A 2,625-nucleotide genomic window follows, 5' to 3' on the forward strand; every position below is an offset into this window, starting at 1 on the left:
TGTATACAGCGGCCAGCCCTTGAAAAATAAGGCCTGAAGGCGTAAAAATAGATGTGGGTGTATACACTTTCAGGCCAGGTGGCCCGGCAGGTGTATACACCTGCACCTTAAAATTGTGCTGGAAGCTTTACCGGTAGCGGGATTTTCGGTGTATACACTGCTGTATACACCGGAGCATTATTAAGGGGTTCAAACCCTTGCCGAGCGCGGCTTCCCCGGTGTAAACACCCCCGGAGGTGGTAGTCTTGAAAACCAGAGTAATAAGCCTTCGCCTGCCGGAAGACCACTGGATATGGCAGGAGAAGGACAGGCAATCAGTCATCAGGGTTGCGCTGGACCTTTACCGCCAGATTAGTGATATCCGCGATAAAATAGACGGCATGAACCGCGAGATGGACGAAATTAAGAGTACTATCAACGAAATAAAAAATAAGCTTGATAATATGGTTATTGCCGAGCGACCGGCAGCAAACGAACAGAGCAACGTTGGGCTACCTGATGTAGACCCGCGCCTGGTGCGGGCGAAGGACAGGCTTCTCGATGTTTAAGGACGGTGTACGCATGTTTGGACCTGCATATATCCGGCTGGCGCAAGCCATTATAATCCAGGCCGTTAAGGATGTAATAAGGCCGGTCAGGTTCGGCCCTCATGACCATTCTGCTGGTTACATCAAAGCCGACGCCCGGAAGTTCATCCGGAAAGCGGCACTGGAGGACGGCTACGAGCGCGGCATATTCGAGCTGGCGGGTATGGACCCCCGGTGGGTCCAGGCTTACTTGGAAAAGAAGATCAGAAAGAAATCTTGACACCCACGGCCCTAAGAGCCGTGGTTTTCATTTTTTGAAGCAAAACAGATTGAGGCTGGAGGAGATGAGTAAAAATGCAATGGTATGCGGTGCAGGTAACAACAACGCACGAGGAGCGTGTCAAGAAGCACCTCGAAAAGCGCAAATTAAACGGCCTGGCAGGGAAGATAGGGGAGATAGTCATTCCTGAAAAGGACGGCAAACCTGCCTTTCCCGGGTACGTTTTCGTCCAGGCGGATACATGGCCTGACCTTTACCTGCCGCGCACTACAATAAGGTGCAGGACCATCGGCATGGTGTCCGAGGAGGAAATGAAAAAGCTGGTGCAGATGGACACACCCACTGCAGTACGGAAACAAACCGTACCGAAACGGACTTTCAAGAAAGGCGACAGGGTGGTTATAACCGTCGGCCCGCTGGCAGGTATCCAGGGGGTGATCGAAAAGGCGGGTGCTAAAAGGAGCAGGGTGAGCTACTTCGACGGTGAGGTGAGAATTGATGCCGACAACGAACTCCTCAGAGCATATCAGGACGGCAATGAACCTGCTGGCCAGGGCGTTTTATAACCTGGAGGAAGCACTTGAAGGCGCGGGACCAGCAGAAGAACAGATTGAAGAGCTGCCAGGTGAACAGAATGGAGCGACAGCCCAAATAATCCAGGAAGGTGATTTGAAAGGGGTCCTGAAGATTGTCGTCGACGGGTACCTTCCCCGCGCGCGCCACGCGACCAGCGTGATGCGCAGGTCGTGGATAGGGAAGATCACCAGAGCGCTGCTTCCCATCGACGTGCATTTCGAGAGGGCGTTCTGCGTCATAGCCATCTACGTCCCCGCTAAAGTCAACTGGGACGTCGACAACAGGTACTACAAGTTCATCATAGACGCCATCAGGTTTGCCAGGGTTATAGACGACGACAGCTGCCAGAGACTGTCATTTATGGTAATCGGGGGCGTGGACCCGGAGAACCCGAGGACGGAAATTTATATAGTTAACCAGCCCTTTGAGGAACACGTGTTCGTGTACAAATTGCTGAAACACATTATAATAGAAGGAAAAAACCAGGGATGATATAAAAAAAAGCCTTTTTTAGATACAAACGAAATTTACAGGAAAAAAGGGCCGTATTTGTACATATACGAATACGGACCTTTGCCTTGAAAATGCTGGCCCGAGGGCGCATCCAGAACGCCCGGGCCGGTATATAGACAAAATGGCCGAGGACGGGAAGGCAGGACAAAAGTTTAAAAAGGGGTACCCTGGACAGTGATACCGTACAAATTCGGGCAGTAAGGGTACTTGTTGCTGGCAGGGGATATGGAGGCCCACTATTTCCAGCAGGGGGTGATGAAATGCCGCCAGCGAAGCAGTTGACCCAGAGGGATATGGAGCTGTTGAGGTACCTGGCGAAGTGCAGTGTTCTGACGCTGGGGCAGGTGAAGAGGATTTACGGCGGTACGGAGCAGTATCACTACCACCGTTTGAAGTGCCTGGAGGAGCGCGGGTATGTGAGGACTGAGAGCAGGTACAGCAGGTACATTGAAGCGACGAAGCTCGGTATAAAAGAGGCGGGTTATGACCACTCGCCCCCGAGGCTCAGGGACAAAGACCAGTGCAGGCACAAAGCCAGGGTGGCGGAGATATGCCTGGGGCTTCCCAACTGGGAGTATCTATCCCCCAGGGAGGTGAAACAGAGCACCACGGTGAACAAGTCGTACCGGCTGGACGGGTTGCTCCGAAAAGACGGCAAAGAATACGTTGTGTACCTTTTGAGCGACGACCCCCGCAGGACGACCGTTCAGGGGATAAAGCATGAACTGA

The 2,625-nt window shown here is 52.5% G+C and carries 4 protein-coding genes and 1 pseudogene; all 5 read left to right on the forward strand.

Going from position 1 to position 2,625, the window contains the following annotated elements:
- Positions 1-245: 245 nt before the first annotated feature.
- Positions 246-548, forward strand: a complete 303-nt coding sequence (locus ACPLUI_RS13690; RefSeq protein ID WP_424660805.1) for a hypothetical protein — start codon at positions 246-248, stop codon at positions 546-548.
- Positions 541-807, forward strand: a complete 267-nt coding sequence (locus tag ACPLUI_RS13695) for a hypothetical protein (RefSeq protein WP_424660806.1) — start codon at positions 541-543, stop codon at positions 805-807. The genes ACPLUI_RS13690 and ACPLUI_RS13695 overlap by 8 nt, the downstream gene beginning before the upstream one ends.
- A 74-nt stretch (positions 808-881) precedes the next feature.
- Positions 882-1,373 (forward strand): transcription termination/antitermination protein NusG, encoded by a 492-nt coding sequence (gene nusG / locus ACPLUI_RS13700; RefSeq protein WP_424660807.1) that lies wholly within the window; start codon positions 882-884, stop codon positions 1,371-1,373.
- A complete protein-coding gene (locus tag ACPLUI_RS13705) occupies positions 1,345-1,875 on the forward strand; it encodes a hypothetical protein (protein WP_424660808.1) in 531 nt (176 codons plus the stop codon). The genes nusG and ACPLUI_RS13705 overlap by 29 nt, the downstream gene beginning before the upstream one ends.
- A 281-nt stretch (positions 1,876-2,156) precedes the next feature.
- Positions 2,157-2,625, forward strand: a pseudogene (locus ACPLUI_RS13710) (hypothetical protein); the annotation flags it as partial.

Origin of the sequence: Desulfofundulus sp. (assembly GCF_049701015.1) — a bacterium.
Taxonomy (GTDB): domain Bacteria; phylum Bacillota; class Desulfotomaculia; order Desulfotomaculales; family Desulfovirgulaceae; genus Desulfofundulus.

Coding starts and splice junctions, on each gene's coding strand:
- nusG (WP_424660807.1), top strand. CDS start 882: ATGCAATGGTATGCGGTGCAGGTAACAACAACGCACGAGGAGCGTGTC.
- ACPLUI_RS13705 (WP_424660808.1), top strand. CDS start 1,345: ATGAACCTGCTGGCCAGGGCGTTTTATAACCTGGAGGAAGCACTTGAA.
- ACPLUI_RS13695 (WP_424660806.1), top strand. CDS start 541: ATGTTTAAGGACGGTGTACGCATGTTTGGACCTGCATATATCCGGCTG.